Genomic DNA, 13746 nt, shown 5'->3' on the forward strand with positions numbered 1-13746 from the left:
AAATCGTTTGGGCTCTGTTGGTCAGTCACACTCTGTGACGGATTTGTCGTTCAGCTTCGAATACCCGCGCGGATACTGGAAAAAATGTTCGTTGCCGTCAATTCAGCCCTGGAGGCGATTTTCCTCGCTGGTGGTCAGTCCAACCAGTTCGTGAACCGCTCTCTGATGCGAAGGTGTTCCCGTTCGATCTTGTCCGCGTACGGAACGACGCCCTGTCTGAAGTACAGGAACATCACGATCAACAGGAATCCGAAGAGGGCCGTCCGCCACTGTCCGAAGCCCTGGAGCTCTTCGTTGACCATGATGACGATCGCGGCACCGATGACCGGGCCGAGCGTCGTTCGGAGCCCGCCGATGATGAGGATGATTAGGACCAGCACGTCGATCGCGTCGAACGCGAACAGGCCCGGGAAGATGATCCCCTCGAGCTGTGCGTACATCGGTCCGATGAATCCGATGATGAACGCGCTCACGAACCCGGCAATGGATTTGTAGCGCACGACGTCGACGCCGATCGCTTCCGCGGCGACTTCGTCCTGCCGGATGGTGTTAAACGCGACGCCGTACTTCGAGGTTCGAAGCCACTGGTAGAACAACAGGAGCGCCGTGAGGATGCCCAACAGCATGTAGTAGAGCACGAAGTGTTCGTGCACGCCGAGGGCGTTTTGGACCGGCTCGAGCCCGAGCCCGGAGAACGTGAATCCGGTACTCCCGCCGGTGATATTACGGGCTCCGACGAAGATTTCGATGATCGCAAACTGGAGCGCGAGCGTCAGGATCGAGATCAAGATTACGGTGAACCGCCGTCTCGCGGCGACATAACAGACGACGAGCCCGACCAGGCCGACGAAGATCGCACCCGGAACAATCGTGACCCAGGGCGAGACGCCGAGGTAGTCGGCTGTGAGTGCCGTCGAGTAGGCACCGAGCCCGGTTAAGGCCCCCACGAAGAGGAATAACTGATCGGTATGGCCGAACACGATGTTGAGCGCGAGCGCCAGCACCGAGAAGATAAGAATCATAACGAACAGCCGAGAGATCACCTGTAGGTGGAAGAACAACGGCGGTATCGTTGCGAAGAACGCTACGAGCAAGGGGACCTTGATCCGGTCCCACGTCGTCATCGAGTTCAGGCTTACAGTCGATTGAGTGTCAGTCATGCTACCTCCTCCGGTCGCGCGATGAGAACGATAATAGCGATCACGAACAGGATGACTTCCGCAACGTACGCGCCCACGTACGCGCTCGTGAACGTCACGATGATGCCGATAACGAGCCCGGCACCGACCGCCCCCACGATGCTCGTGACGCCGCCGACGATCGAGACGATGAGTGCCAGAATCGTGAGTTCGAAGCCGGTCGCCACGCTCACCGTCGCCGAGAAGCTGTAGAGGATTCCGGCGATGCCGGCGATAACCGCGCTGAGAACGAAGACGAACGTTCGCATTCGTCGGGGGCTGATCCCACACAGAATCGCCCCGGTTTCGTCCTGCATCACGGTTCGGGTCGCCGCACCGAGGTACGTGCGACTGAAGAAGTAATACAGGATGGTAAAGATCAGCATCGAAATGCCGATTACCGCGATCGACGAGCCCCGGATCTGGACGCCCGAAATCGTCATGGACGGGACGCCGCTCGAGAGCGAGTAACTCGAGGGGTAGTACGTGACCAGCAGTCCCTCGAGGAAGATCGCTAGCCCGAGCGTGACGAAGATTCCCAGCAGGATCCGTTCTTCGCCTTCTGATTGGTAGACGAGCGAAAGCGCCGATTTGTCGATCGCTAATCCGGCCAGCGCGACGATAACGATACTAGCGAGGATGGCCGCCGGTGCGCTCGGGACGACGCCGAGAATGGCGACGGCGGCGACGACTGCCAGGACGGCGAAAATGCCGATTGCGAGATTCAAAACCCCGCCGAGACCGAAGACGATGGTGATGCCGATTCCGAGTAGTGCGAGCACCACGCCCTGAGCGATGCCGTCGATCAGGAGTTCCATCACTCGGGTTGCTAACTCTACCGCCATCTATCAGCCCTCCCCGTTGGTGGACGCGGCCGATTCCCTTCTCGAGGGTGATTGTGGTAGACTATCACGGGTTTCTGTCCCATGTGTCCCCCATTTCCATGTGGCGTTCTAACCATGCTCTATCGTATAGCTTGCCAGCAGACTATTATAAATTCTGGTTGGTATTGTCAACTAATCGCTTCGAACGAACGAATACGAGTCTCGGTTGCGGATTCGAGTCGTACGGACGATTCTCACCGAGTAACCGCTCTCGAGAATTCATGAATAACCTTCAATAGAACCGGTGAGTAATCGTCTCCCATGAGTGATCCCGGTCCAGAAAGCCAATCGGTCAAATCCGACGAAACACTGTTCGCTATCGTCGAATGCGTCCAGGAGGGTGGGCGTGCTGGCGTCACGGAAATCGCCAACACGCTGGATCTCGCGAAAAGCACTGTCCACAAGCATCTCGCAACTCTCGAACAACACGGGTACGTCGTCAACGAAGGCGGAATCTATCGACCGGGACTACAGTTTTTCGGCGATGGCATAGACGTCAGAAACCAGTACGACGTCTTCCACGCGGCCAAAGATAGGGTAGATATGCTCGCCGCCGAGACCAACGAAGCGGTCTGGCTCGTCGTTCACGAAAACGACCGAGTCATGTTTCTCTACGGCTCAGTGAAAAATAACACGTTTAACAGTCATTCCGTTGTCGGGCAGTGGAAACAGCTACATTCCACCTCGGGTGGAAAAGCGATTCTCGCGCATTTGCCCGAACAAACGGTTGACGAACTGACCGCACAGGATGATCTCCCGAGCCACACCGAGAACACGATCACCGATCCAGCGGAACTCGAGGAGGAACTCGAGCAAGTTCGTACCACGGGCGTCGCGTGGAACAAGAAAGAGGACTTTACGGGCGTCCACGCGATTGCGGCCCCGATAATTCTCGACGGGGAACCGATCGCTGCGATCACGATCGCGGGGGCCGCGAGTCGACTCACTGAGGAGTACTGTACTACCCAACTTCGAGGCTCATTACTGGAAGCGGTCAACGACGTCGAACTTCGTCTCGCGTACGACTGATCGGTCGAGCCGTCGGCCTTTCTGCGCTCGTTTCGATCTTCTGTTCTCGGTTCCGTTCCTCCCTTTCCCGGTGTTACTTCGCCCCTTCCCTTGGCCCCATTCCTCTTTCATGGTCCGCTTCGCCCCTTCCCTCGGCCCCATTCCTCTTTCATGGTCCGCTTCGCTCCTCCCTCTGCGCTCGTTTCGATCCTCGTTCTTCAGTTCGTTTTCTTCCTTGGGCTTCGAACTGCTTTGGCCCCTCTCCTCCGAGTCGGCTGACGACCATTCGATCACCCCCGCGTTCCGGTGTCCGACGCCCCGTCCCATACCGATGGAAGATCGTCGATCTGTCGGTCGAACTGCTATGGAGACGCTCGTGTAGCTCGCACCGATATCGATGACGGCAGACGAAAATTATTAATGTAGATGGGAAGTGGTATGACGTACCTTGGAAAAACGATGAACTTTATTGAGTCTTTTAACAGGTCAGTACGGTGCTATTCGGCCAAAACAGCGATTATTACTGACGACGGGTGGAGCGAGACGTACGGGGAACTCGATCACAGATCGTCTCGATTGGCGAACGCATTGACGGAGCGGTGCGAGGGGGACCGTATAGCGACGTTGGCGTGTAACAGCGTGTTGGCTATCGAATCGATGATCGCCAGTCACAAGCGCGGAATCGGAAACGTCCAATTGCCGTTTCGGGAGAGCCCAGGGAGCATCGTCTCGATGCTGGAACCGACCGAGGCGACGGCATTACTGTTCGACGACAACAACGTCGAGAAAGCGGTGGAAGTTCTCGATCGGACGGCTATCCAGACCGGTATTCACCGCGGCGACGCAACCGTCGATCACGATGCCGTCGAGTCCTACGAGGCAATCCTCGAGGAGGCCTCGAGCGACCCGATCGAGACGGATTCTGCCTACGAGCACGGAGTCTTCTACACCAGCGGAACGACGAGCACGCCCAAAGCCGTGTTACACAGTCAGGAGTCGATGTGGCTCGGAAGTACACAGGTGATAATGGAGATGGGTATCGAGCAGGCTGATACCGCACTCGTTACGTCCCCGTGGTATCACATGGTGACGTGTGACGCGTGGATTCTTCCGCACATCCAGGCCGGTGCGACGATGGTTGTACAGACCCATTTCGATCCGCACGAGGCACTCGAACTCATCGACGAGCACGATGTTACCGGGCTGTTAGCGGTACCGACGCAGCTTCACGCGCTGATCGATGCCCAGCGCGAGGGCGACTACGCGATCGACGACCTCTCGTACATTCGAACCGGCGGGTCGATTGTTACGAAGGCGCTCGTTGCGGACGTTTCGGACTATTTCACCGACAATCTTTACAATACGTACGGGTTGACGGAAGGGGGGCCGAACCTTACGTACGCACGTCCATCACTCCAGTCGGACCACCCCGGCACGATCGGTAACGAATCGTTCATGTGGGAGGTTCGGGTCGTGGAACCGGCGGGGACTCCCGACTCCCTCGATCCCGACGCGACCGTCGGCACTGGCGAAACCGGCGAAGTGATCGCTCGAGGCGAGGGAATGACGGACGGCTACCTCGCCCGTCCCGAGGAAACAGCGCAACTGTTCGTCGGGGGGTGGCTCCGAACGGGTGATATCGCGGAGGTCGATTCCGACGGCAATCTCCATATCATCGGTCGCGCGGACAACATGATCGTCAGCGGCGGCGAAAACATCTACCCCGAGGAGGTAGAGGAAGTCCTTGAGGGATACGACGTCATCGATGAAGCGGTAGTGATCGGCCTCCCGGACGATCACTGGGGAGAGCGAGTCGTCTGTGTCGCCTGCGTCGAGGACGAGACTGACGCCGCTGAACCCGAACTCGACGAATTCTGTCAGGATCACGATCGGCTGGCGAATTTTAAGCGGCCGCGAGAGTACGTCTTCACGGAGAAGCAACTCCCCCGGACTGATACCGGAACGATCGAACGGGAGACGGTTTTGCGAGACTTTTTCGACATCAAATAACCGACCCGATGGGTTTCACTGATTGTTCGATCTCACTCCCCGAGACGAATATTCGGTCTGCCCCCTTTTCGCCTCTCTGACCGGTTTTCGACGGCAATTTTAATAAAATTGCGAACGAAGGTGTGGTATGGTCACAGAGGTCGTTTCAGGAGTGTACGATATCACGGTACAGGACGATGGTAACGGACGCTACCGTGCGTATCTCATCGATTTACCAGTCCCGACTCTCGTAGACACGGGTCTTCCCGATACTACTGAAACCCTCTTCGAAGCCATCGCGGACATCGGTATCGAACCCGAACGCGTCATCATCACTCACGGAGATGGAGATCATATCGGCGGACTCGAAGCGGTGAACGAACGGTACGACGTCGAAACGTGGGTTCCAACGCAGACGGACGTCGACGACTCTCTTGTCGACCGCCGGTTCTCAACTGGCGATACGATCGGGCCATTCGAGGCCGTTTACGTCCCCGGTCACACGCCCGATCACCACGCACTGGTCGACGAATCGAACGATGTCGCCGTTCTCGGCGATGCGGTATTCGGCTCCGACGCTCGAGGGTTGCCGTCGGGGTACTTCGTCCTGCCAACCGGCTACTATTCGGCGGACCTCCTCGAAGCCGACGAGCACCTCGACCGGCTACTCGAGTTCGAGTTCGATGTCGGTCTCGTCTATCACGGTTCGTCCGTGAAATCGGATGCGGCGGCCAAAATCGACGAGTTCGTTAATTTCGACGGCAAACCACAGTAACGGTTCGCACAGGAACTGCAATTTCCCATGCTGGCGTGGGCCGGTGTTTTGAAGGGGCCTCTCTCGAATAGTAGAATAGCCTATCTTCTCCGCCTCTTGGCGGCCAATAGTTATATGATACTCGTCTGGTTAGAACCTTGTAAATGACTGATGGGAACTTATTGCTTCAACCTTCTGCTGAAGCCGAAACTAACGGTGACGAAACCGAGTTGGAGCAGCTTCGTGAACAGCGGGATTTCTGGCGCGGTCTTTTCGGCGATCTTGTCGACGAATTTCCGGAGCCCGTAGTCGTCGTCGACGACGACGGGACGATCACCCACTGGAACGAAGCGCACGTCGAAATGACCGGAATTACGAAAGATGACGCCGTCGGCAACAAGGCGATGAACGTTATCGGAACCGACGGCGTGGACGAAACGTTGGCCGAGGAAATCGCTCGGACGGGCGAACCGGTTCGAGAGGATCAGATCCGCTCCGGCGAAAGCGATGGCGACAGCTGGCATATTCGTGCAGCAGGGACGCCTTTGCGCGCTCCCGACGGTGAATCTATCGGTGCGTTCGAGTACGTTTCGATCGTCACCGATCTGGTTGAGCAGCGCAAAGAACTGGAGCGAATCCAGACCGCTATCAGCGAGACGGTCGAGGGAGCAGTTGGGGATCTGTTGGCGGCCGCCCAAACGAACGCTGAAACGACCGAAGAAGTCGACAAACTCGCCGAAGAGCAAGTCGAGAACCTCGTCGAAGTGCGAAATGAGATGGAATCGCTTTCGGCGACCGTCGAAGAAATCTCCGCCAGCGCCGAGGAGGTCAGTAGCCAGAGCCAAGCAGCGGCCGAGCTAGCCGAGGAATCGAAAGACGCCACCGGCGAAATCGTCACGATGATCGACGACGTTCGAGGCGCGACCGATACCCTTTCGAAAAGCAGTCGCAACCTCGAGCAGCGGATGGAGGAAATCGACAAAGTCGTCGACGTCATCGACCAGATTGCCGACGAAACGAACCTTCTCGCCGTCAATGCGAACATTCAGGCGGCACAGGTCGATGCAGGGGCAGAAGGGTTCGGCGTCGTCGCCGACGAAGTGAAAGAACTCGCCGACCAGTCGAAAGAAGAAGTCGAAACCATCGAAGACATCGTCGACGAAGTCAGCCAGAACACGACCGAGACAATCGAAAGCGTCGAAACGACGATCAGCCGGGTCGACGACGCAATCGAGCGAGCACGCACGGTCGACGACAAACAATCCGAAATCAAGGCCGCAGTCGAGGAAGCGAACACCGGTATCGATCAGATAGCCGGGGCAACCGACGATCAGGCCGCGACTGCAGAAGAGGTCGCCACGATGCTCGGCAGGTCCGTCGACCAGATCGAGGATGTCGCGGCCGAAATCGAGACGCTCGCCGAGACCAACGACGACCAGGCCGAAAAGGTTCGAGAAGTTCGGGACGACGTTCGGGAACTCGAGTCCGACCTCTCCTAACAACGGTATTTCGGTCTTCTGGGTTCGATTCGCTCGCAGACGCCCGATCGAGTGAGGTGGTTGTCAGGAGAACGTTCGAGAAAAAATGCTTAAATAGCGCTGGTGACTGGTATTCAGTGAATGCGAAACCGTCTCATCGGGAGAGCATCGAGCCCCGATGAATTTCCTGTGGCGAATTTGGCCGGTCGCGGTACCACGAGTCTCGACTCTCTGCTGAGGCCCGTTCCCGATATCGGAATCCATCGTCCCGGTGATGCACAATGATCGGCGTTCTTCGGTCTGCAAATCCGATATCCATACCTCGATCCAAGGCCTCCGTTCGCGGCCGTAAACCGCTGTTCGACTCGGTCACTTCCAAGCGATGACTACGAGCTCCAACAATCCACTCGACGGCAGTACAGCAACCCCAACAGCGGATTCTAGGGCGGAATACGAGCACGTTTCTACGGACGTGGACCGTCCGGGTCTCGTCGACGATCTCAGAGAGCGTATCGACGGCGACGTTCGCTTCGATACGTACACACGGCAGTTGTACGCAACCGATGCGAGTGCGTATGAACAGACGCCGATCGGCGTCGTTTTTCCGGACGGTACCCCGGACGTCGCAAGCGTCGTTTCCTACTGTGCAAAACGCGAGATTCCCGTCCTTCCGCGTGGTGGCGGAACGAGCCTCGCCGGGCAGGCCGTCAACGAGGCGGTCGTGCTCGATTTCACCCGACACATGGACGGGATCGTTTCCGTCTCTCCCGAGGATGAACGCGCTCGCGTTCAGTCCGGAACCGTGCTCGAAACGCTCAACGACGCGCTCGAACCGCACGGTCTGAAGTTCGCCCCCGATCCAGCGGCCGGAAATCGAAGCGCCATCGGCGGCGCAATCGGCAACAACTCGACCGGCGCGCATTCGCTCGTGTACGGAAAGACTGACGCGTACATCGAGGAGTGCGAAGCGGTTCTCGCCGACGGGACCGTGACGACGCTCGGAGAGATTTCCGTCGACGAGATCCGTTCCGAGGCGGATCCAAACGGGGAGCTTCTCGAGCGCGTCTACGCACAGATCACCACGGTTCTCGACGAGCAGGCAGACGCCGTTCGGGAGCGATTTCCCGATCTGAAGCGGAACGTCTCCGGGTACAATTACGACGTCCTCGTCGAGGAAGCCGAAACGGGGACCGTCAACCTCGCCCGATTGCTCGCCGGGAGCGAGGGAACGCTCGCTATCGTGACGGAGGCGACGGTCTCGCTCGAACCGCTTCCGGAAACCAAGGCAGTTTCGCTGTTGTTTTACGAAAGCGTCCTCGAGGCCGTCACCGACGTTCAGTACGTTCTCGAACACGATCCGGCAGCCGTCGAACTCATCGACGACGTGTTACTCGGGTTGGCTCGGAACACGGCGGAGTTCGAAGAGGCGGCTTCGCTCGTTCCGCCCCAAGCAAACGCCGCGTTGCTCGTCGAGTTCTACGCTGAAGACGATGATCACGGGCGGGACCAGACTGCAGGTGTCCTCGCCGACCGAGTTCCGGACGGCGGCGACACCGAGAATTCGCCACCGGAAGATCATCCCCGGACTGACGAACGTCTCGCCTTCGCGGGTCTCGAGGCCCACGAAAGCGGGGAGCGAAAGATGTTCTGGACGCTTCGAAAAGCCGGACTCCCGATCTTGCTCTCGCGGACCTCCGACGAAAAACATATCAGCTTTATCGAAGACTGCGCAGTGCCGCCGGAACACCTCCCCGAATTCGTCGAGCGGTTCCAGGAACTGCTCGCCGAGAAGGACCGCGACAACGACGCCGCGTTTTACGCCCACGCCGGGCCGGGGGTCCTCCACGTTCGCCCGCTCGTGAACACGAAAGCGGACTGCGACCGTTCCGATATGGTCGATATCGCCGACGAGGTGACCGACATGGTCGTCGAATTCGGCGGAAGTGTTTCGGGCGAGCACGGCGACGGTCGCGCGAGAACCCAGTGGAACCACAAACTCTACGGGGACGAACTCTGGCAGTCGTTTCGCGACCTGAAAACCGCCTTCGATCCCGACTGGTTGCTCAATCCCGGCAACGTCTGTGGCGACCACGACATGACCGAGCACCTGCGCTATGACGATGATTACGACTACGATGCCGGTCTCGATCCCGCGCTGAACTGGGACAACGAGAACGGCATGCAGGGAATGGTCGAGCTCTGTCACGGCTGTGGCGGCTGTCGCGGAAGTCAGGAGACGACCGGCGGCGTCATGTGCCCGACCTACCGCGCCGCAGACGAGGAGATCACGGCTACTCGAGGACGGGCAAACTTGTTGCGCCAGGCCATGAGCGGCGACCTTCCCGACGATCCGACCGACGACGAGTTCGCCGAAGAGGTGCTCGATCTCTGTATCGGCTGTAAAGGCTGTGCTCGAGACTGTCCGAGCGAAGTCGATATGGCCAAGCTCAAAACCGAGGTTATGCACGCACGCCACCAAGAACAGGGCGCGAGTCTGCGTGACAAACTCTTCGCTAACTTCGATACACTCGCCTCGCTCGGAAGCACGCTCGCACCGGTTTCGAACCTCGCACAGTCGATTCCGGGATCGAAACTTCTCGCCGAGAAAACGGTCGGTATTGCGCGGGAACGCTCGCTTCCGAAATTCCACCGCGAGACCGTCCAGGACTGGTTCGAGGCACGCGGAGGTTCGAAAGTCCCGCTTGCGGAGGCGAATCGGAAAGCCGTCCTTTTCGCCGACACGTACACCAACTACAGCCACCCCGAGGTTGGCAAGGCGGCTATCATCGTCCTCGAGGCTGCCGGCGTACACGTCGATATCGCCGAAAGGACTGGGAGCGGTCGGCCACCGCTCTCGAAGGGATTCATCGATCTCGCTCGCGAACGAATGGAGGGGAACGTTGCGGAACTCGAGCCACGCGTGAACGACGGGTGGGACATCGTCCTCGTAGAGCCATCGGATGCCGTCATGTTTCAGTCGGATGCCCTGGATCTCCTTTCGGGCGACCGGGTCGAAGCTGTTGGCGCGAACTCCTACGGTATCTGTGAATATCTCGACCAGTTCCGCCTCGATCAGAATATCGACTGGAACGCGCCGGGCGATTACGTCGCCTACCACGGCCATTGCCACCAGAAAGCGTCGAAAAAGGAACACCACGCAGTCGGCGTCCTTCGCCGTGCCGGCTACGAGGTCGATCCCCTCGATTCGGGCTGTTGTGGGATGGCAGGCACGTTCGGCTACGAGGCCGAGCATTATTCGATGAGTCAGTCGATCGCTGACATCCTCGTCGACCAGATCGATGCAAGTGACGCCCCCGTCGTGACGGCACCGGGGAATTCGTGCCGTACTCAACTCCAGGGACGGGAAGTAGACCCCGTTCCGGTCGGTAGTTCGCTTTCTGGATCGAAACTCGACGGAGAGTCTCCGCCGACCCCGATCGAACTGTTAGCCCACGCCGCGACTCGCTAACCGAGAACGAATCCGAATCACTCTTCGCTCGAAACCTTTCCAGCCCACCGTCGGAGCTTTGCTCTTCTTTGAGAAACTGTTAACATGCTATCTGCGTACACTTCACTATGGGATACCACAATATCGATCCGAACGAGCTTCCAGCGATGGACGACCGATCGGCGACGGCACGTTCGATTACGGACGTTGCCGATCTGAATAACATCGGTATTCGAACGTACGAGGCCGCTCCGGGCGAGAAAATCCCGCTTGCCTATCATTATCACGAGGAACAGGAGGAGGCCTTTTTCGTTATCGACGGGCAACTCCATATCGAAACCCCGGAGGGAGAGTTCGTTACGAAAGCTGGAAACGTATTCGTCGCGGAACCGGGGAGTCCACACAGGGCGTACAATCCGGATGATGCGTCCGATTCCGTCGAGGTACTCGCCTTGGGAGCCCCCTCCGTGGACGACGCTGAGGTCTACGAGCCCTAACCAGTACGTCCTGCTCGAGGTCACTCCGCCGATTCGCTCGAGCGGCGTCGAATCGGCTGGCTCATACCCGCCACCACCGGGGTAGCACCGGTACAGGAAGGTTGCAGTTTTAAGGCCAGTACGACAGCACCGAGTCCGAGCCCACCCATTTGACTGGCGATCCTGTTGTCGCATTCGAAGCCGAGCGCTGGTGCCAGCACTGCGTACTGTTCACGACCAAAGTTTGGGTATCGCAGTATGTGGTTTATACAATCTACTCTGCTCGTTTCGCATTCGAACTCTTCGCCTACTCATTGTCTTGGCATCCGAAATTTCGAATCTCTTGTGTTCGCTAAGCGTTATTGCATCTCGGTTGCTGCAATTTTCCTTGTCGCTGAAAACAGTCTGGAGATTTCTTGATCGATTGCACCCACTGGCGTTCCAATCCTGAGCTGGTGGGTGAAATTGATGGCGCCAACTGTGCTCGCTCACCAGTCGACGCTTGGAACGGGACTAGATCTTCACCGACGACTCTTCAGCCATGTCGTCGTGACCCGTCACATCAACTCATTTTGACAGACCGCTCGTTTTGTGTATTTGATACCGTTCAGGAGCTGGTCGCTCGGATTGTCTTCGTTCGTTGTATTATGGATTTGTGCTGTTAGTACGACTCGACTACTTGTCTCTAGCGTTTTATCGGTATATTTGATCCAAACAAGTGTTTGGAATGGTGTTGTTGTACGATCAAACCAACTATTTGATACAAACAATAAAATGCTCTGTACAAAACTCACACTTGATGTTACTAATTGTTACTTCCATTCGTTGTCTGTCATTCGTACAAATGGACGTTGGGAGTAATAATATTGGTTGTTTGTGCCGTTCGTATGTTCCAAACACTGGTTGCAAGTGTTGGGTACAAATGTATGTTTCAAACGTTGGCTTCAAATGATTGTTTCGGGCAGTGGTTACATTCGAAGTATATAAATGACACCTCTATTTGTTGGCGATGGGTGTGTGCTCTGTTTGAGTGGTCTGACGAAAACTTATAGTTGATGCCTTCAATGAAACTCATACATGCTTTCATACGCGGTATACAGTGAAGCGGGCGGCGTCGGGAAAACGACGCTTAGTGCGAATTTAGCGGTTGCACACGCTCGAGCAGGGCTTGACGTCCTCGTCGTTCCACTCGACCCACAGGACGGTGACCTGAGTTATCTCTTCGATGTCGACGACGATCGGGCAAATACAGACACGGACACGCTGGTACACCATCTCGTCGGGCGCGCGAACGGGGACTTCAGCGACCTCGTTCGGACTGTCGAACACGGCGTCGATATCATCCCGGAACACAACCGACTCGAAGATCTGGGCGAAGCGCTGCGAAAAGAACAGGAGGCTCGCAGTGATTTCGGCGAATCGTTCCCCATGTGGACCCAACTCCAACGGGTTCTCCGCGAAGCGAACGTCAACAAACACTACGACGTGTTGATCGTCGATCCGCCTGCGAGTTCGGGGCCGCATCTGTACAACGCACTCGATGCGACGCGGAATCTCGTTTTGCCGCTCGAACCCTCGGGCAAGGGACAGGCATCCGTAAGCGGTCTCGATGATCTCGTCACGAACTTAGAGGAACAACTTGAGATCAATATCGGGGTCCTCGCGGCAGTGCCGAACCGATTCAAGGGCACCCGTGATCAGGACACCATCATCGAGGAGATCGAAACGCAGGGATTCGACGTCCCGGCTATTCTCCGAGATCGAACGTCGTTACTTGAGGGCTGTTGGCGCAAGAAGTGTAGTGCGTTTACGTACGTGCGCGAACACCGCGACCGTCGACGGGAGTACGAACTCGAGACCCTCGAGAAATTCGATCGATTGGCCCGCCATCTCGAATCCCAGGGCGATATCGAGGCACCGAATCCTCCGGAAGAGGGATCGATCGAGCGCGAGGACGTGGAGGTCCACGCATGACCGGTCTCAAGTCGGGATCCGGCGACGATCTATGGGGGGATGACGAAGAGGCGACCGACGAGAAACCTGCCGATGGGAGGTCGGACGATGAGACGGGGACCGAAACTACAGGAGAGACATCGGTTCAGTCGGAATCAGCTGAGAGCATACCGCTCTCGGACCAAGACCAAACGAGTTCGGACTCCGTCGGTGCTTCCGAGGCTACCGATTCCGCTCCGGGCGGGTCCGATTCGACCACTGAACGACAAGCGGAATCTACTCGGCGTTCATCTACCCAGTCAAAGCAGTCGCATTCCTACATCGTTCGCCGTGCCATTCAGGACAAATCCGTCCAGTTCGAACGCGACGAACGACTCACGTTTTTCGTCCACGACGATGTTATCGAGGGCGAACGAGATCTCGTAACTGATCTCGAGTCCACACTCGGTCGCGACGTTCCGAAGTTCGATGTCCGTGAAGCGGTGTATCGTGCCGCATTACGGAACCGAGACGACATTCTCGAGGAATTGCTACAGATGGGATACTCAGAAAACGAGTAACGAGTCAAGGCATATACC

At 57.4% G+C, this 13746-nt stretch carries 10 protein-coding genes; 8 read left to right on the forward strand and 2 right to left on the reverse strand.

Annotated features, from left to right (window positions below; all coding sequences use genetic code 11):
• Positions 1-134: 134 nt before the first annotated feature.
• Together ACZ5C7_RS01195 and ACZ5C7_RS01200 are read right to left on the reverse strand one after the other, a co-directional pair.
• Positions 135-1160, reverse strand: coding sequence for a branched-chain amino acid ABC transporter permease (locus ACZ5C7_RS01195; RefSeq protein ID WP_464374572.1), 1026 nt, complete (start codon positions 1158-1160; stop codon positions 135-137).
• Entirely contained in the window at positions 1157-1996 is an 840-nt protein-coding gene (locus ACZ5C7_RS01200; RefSeq protein ID WP_464374776.1) for a branched-chain amino acid ABC transporter permease, read from the reverse strand. Before ACZ5C7_RS01200 ends, ACZ5C7_RS01195 begins: the two co-directional genes overlap by 4 nt.
• 327 nt (positions 1997-2323) lie before the next feature.
• Here ACZ5C7_RS01200 and ACZ5C7_RS01205 point away from each other — a divergent pair, with 327 nt between their 5' ends.
• The 8 genes from ACZ5C7_RS01205 to ACZ5C7_RS01240 all read left to right on the forward strand — a co-directional run bounded on the left by ACZ5C7_RS01205 (position 2324) and on the right by ACZ5C7_RS01240 (position 13728).
• Positions 2324-3091, forward strand: coding sequence for an IclR family transcriptional regulator (locus ACZ5C7_RS01205; RefSeq protein ID WP_464374573.1), 768 nt, complete (start codon positions 2324-2326; stop codon positions 3089-3091).
• A gap of 438 nt (positions 3092-3529) precedes the next feature.
• Positions 3530-5080: a class I adenylate-forming enzyme family protein gene (locus tag ACZ5C7_RS01210; protein ID WP_464374777.1), complete on the forward strand. Its 1551-nt coding sequence runs from the start codon at positions 3530-3532 to the stop codon at positions 5078-5080.
• A gap of 127 nt (positions 5081-5207) precedes the next feature.
• A complete protein-coding gene (locus tag ACZ5C7_RS01215) occupies positions 5208-5834 on the forward strand; it encodes an MBL fold metallo-hydrolase (RefSeq protein WP_464374574.1) in 627 nt (208 codons plus the stop codon).
• A gap of 143 nt (positions 5835-5977) precedes the next feature.
• Complete coding sequence (locus ACZ5C7_RS01220; protein WP_464374575.1) at positions 5978-7312, forward strand: methyl-accepting chemotaxis protein; 1335 nt, start codon at positions 5978-5980, stop codon at positions 7310-7312.
• Between the two features lie 361 nt (positions 7313-7673).
• Complete coding sequence (locus ACZ5C7_RS01225) at positions 7674-10760, forward strand: FAD-binding and (Fe-S)-binding domain-containing protein (RefSeq protein ID WP_464374576.1); 3087 nt, start codon at positions 7674-7676, stop codon at positions 10758-10760.
• A gap of 107 nt (positions 10761-10867) precedes the next feature.
• Positions 10868-11236: a cupin domain-containing protein gene (locus ACZ5C7_RS01230; protein ID WP_464374577.1), complete on the forward strand. Its 369-nt coding sequence runs from the start codon at positions 10868-10870 to the stop codon at positions 11234-11236.
• Between the two features lie 1056 nt (positions 11237-12292).
• Positions 12293-13189 carry a ParA family protein gene (locus ACZ5C7_RS01235; protein WP_464374578.1) on the forward strand — a complete coding sequence of 299 codons (897 nt, stop codon included), beginning with the start codon at positions 12293-12295 and terminating at the stop codon, positions 13187-13189.
• Positions 13186-13728, forward strand: a complete 543-nt coding sequence (locus ACZ5C7_RS01240) for a DUF7970 domain-containing protein (protein WP_464374579.1) — start codon at positions 13186-13188, stop codon at positions 13726-13728. Before ACZ5C7_RS01235 ends, ACZ5C7_RS01240 begins: the two co-directional genes overlap by 4 nt.
• Positions 13729-13746 lie beyond the last annotated feature (18 nt).

The organism is Halostagnicola alkaliphila (genome assembly GCF_055379965.1).

Coding starts and splice junctions, on each gene's coding strand:
- ACZ5C7_RS01235 (WP_464374578.1), top strand. CDS start 12,293: ATGCTTTCATACGCGGTATACAGTGAAGCGGGCGGCGTCGGGAAAACG.
- ACZ5C7_RS01205 (WP_464374573.1), top strand. CDS start 2,324: ATGAGTGATCCCGGTCCAGAAAGCCAATCGGTCAAATCCGACGAAACA.
- ACZ5C7_RS01240 (WP_464374579.1), top strand. CDS start 13,186: ATGACCGGTCTCAAGTCGGGATCCGGCGACGATCTATGGGGGGATGAC.
- ACZ5C7_RS01230 (WP_464374577.1), top strand. CDS start 10,868: ATGGGATACCACAATATCGATCCGAACGAGCTTCCAGCGATGGACGAC.
- ACZ5C7_RS01200 (WP_464374776.1), bottom strand. CDS start 1,996: ATGGAACTCCTGATCGACGGCATCGCTCAGGGCGTGGTGCTCGCACTA.
- ACZ5C7_RS01210 (WP_464374777.1), top strand. CDS start 3,530: ATGAACTTTATTGAGTCTTTTAACAGGTCAGTACGGTGCTATTCGGCC.
- ACZ5C7_RS01195 (WP_464374572.1), bottom strand. CDS start 1,160: ATGACTGACACTCAATCGACTGTAAGCCTGAACTCGATGACGACGTGG.
- ACZ5C7_RS01215 (WP_464374574.1), top strand. CDS start 5,208: ATGGTCACAGAGGTCGTTTCAGGAGTGTACGATATCACGGTACAGGAC.
- ACZ5C7_RS01220 (WP_464374575.1), top strand. CDS start 5,978: ATGACTGATGGGAACTTATTGCTTCAACCTTCTGCTGAAGCCGAAACT.
- ACZ5C7_RS01225 (WP_464374576.1), top strand. CDS start 7,674: ATGACTACGAGCTCCAACAATCCACTCGACGGCAGTACAGCAACCCCA.